This is a genomic window from Pseudomonas sp. P867, assembly GCF_019891455.1.
In the GTDB taxonomy this organism is placed as follows: Bacteria; Pseudomonadota; Gammaproteobacteria; order Pseudomonadales; family Pseudomonadaceae; genus Aquipseudomonas; species Aquipseudomonas synxantha_A.
In genome coordinates this window covers 1-1,260 of record NZ_JAFLXB010000037.1, presented here as the reverse complement: position 1 = coordinate 1,260, position 1,260 = coordinate 1, and the positions used below count along the sequence as shown (strand labels likewise).

1 protein-coding gene and 1 pseudogene are annotated in these 1,260 nt (G+C 58.1%); both read right to left on the bottom strand.

Annotated features, from left to right (window positions below):
• Positions 1–118 (bottom strand): annotated as a pseudogene (locus J1G33_RS27710) (D-2-hydroxyacid dehydrogenase family protein); the annotation flags it as partial.
• A 16-nt stretch (positions 119–134) separates the two neighbouring features.
• Positions 135–1,148, bottom strand: a complete 1,014-nt coding sequence (locus J1G33_RS27705) for an alpha/beta hydrolase (protein WP_223019172.1) — start codon at positions 1,146–1,148, stop codon at positions 135–137.
• Between the last annotated feature and the right edge of the window lie 112 nt (positions 1,149–1,260).

Genomic DNA, 1,260 nt, shown 5'->3' with positions numbered 1-1,260 from the left:
TATCAGCGGGGTAGTCGTGGAGAAAATGTACCTGGCCCACGCCGTCCAGCGCCGACCAATCCACCACGTCACTGGCGACGTTCTGCCAGTCATCTATCACTGCGATCTGTATCGACATGCCATGGGCCTCGAAATCAAAGGGCATTCATACCCTGCAACAGCGCTTTATGAAACTGCTCCGGTTCTTCCATCTGTGGCGCGTGGCCCAGGCCGGGGAATTCCACCAGTGTGGCGTGGGGAATCAGCTTGGCCACCTGCTTGCCCAGCACCTGGTAATTGCCAATCCTGGCCTTGACCTCGGGCGGCGCCACATCCTTGCCGATCGCAGTCGTGTCGCTGGTGCCAATTAGCAACAGGGTGGGCACCTTCAGATCCTTGAATTCGTAGTACACCGGTTGGGTGAAGATCATGTCGTAAATCAATGCCGAGTTCCACGCGACTTGGGTATGCCCCGGGCCTTTGTTCAGGCCGGCGAGCATATCCACCCAGCGTTCGTATTCCGGCTTCCAGCGCCCGCCATAATAGGTGTCGCGTTCATATTTGCGCACCCCGTCGGCACTCATTTTCAGCTCGCGCTGGTACCACTGGTCGACGCTCTGGTAGGGCACACCGAGGGCTTTCCAGTCTTCCAGGCCGATAGGGTTCACCAGTCCAAGTTGTTCGGTTTGCTCGGGGTACATCAAGGCATAGCGGGTGGCAAGCATCCCGCCGGTGGAATGGCCGATCACCGTGGCCTTCTGGATGCCGAGTTTTTCCAGCAGTTGGTGGGTGTTGGCCGCCAATTGCTGGAAGCTGTACTGGTAGTGATCGGGCTTGCTGGAAGTGCAGAAGCCCACCTGGTCCGGCGCGATCACGCGGTAACCGGCGTCGCTCAAGGCCTTGATCGAACCTTCCCAGGTGGCACCGCAAAAGTTCTTGCCGTGCATCAGCACCACGCTGCGGCCGTTGGCTTTGCCTTTGGCAGGCACGTCCATGTAGCCCATTTGCAGGGATTTGCCTTGGGACTGGAAGGTGAAATGTTCAACGGGATGGGGGTATTGAAAACCCTGGAGTTCAGGGCCGTAGCTGGGCCCTTCAGTGGCAGCGAGCACAGGGGCGGTGTTGGCTGTGAGCAGGGCGGCAATGCAGATAATGCGGGCCAGGGGCATGGACGGAGCTCCGAGTAGGGTATTCGGATGCTGTTTGGATGGGATTAAGTGAGAATTAACATTTGTTCTGGAAAGCCCTTTTCAGGCGATATGTCAGGGCGACTACCTTCGG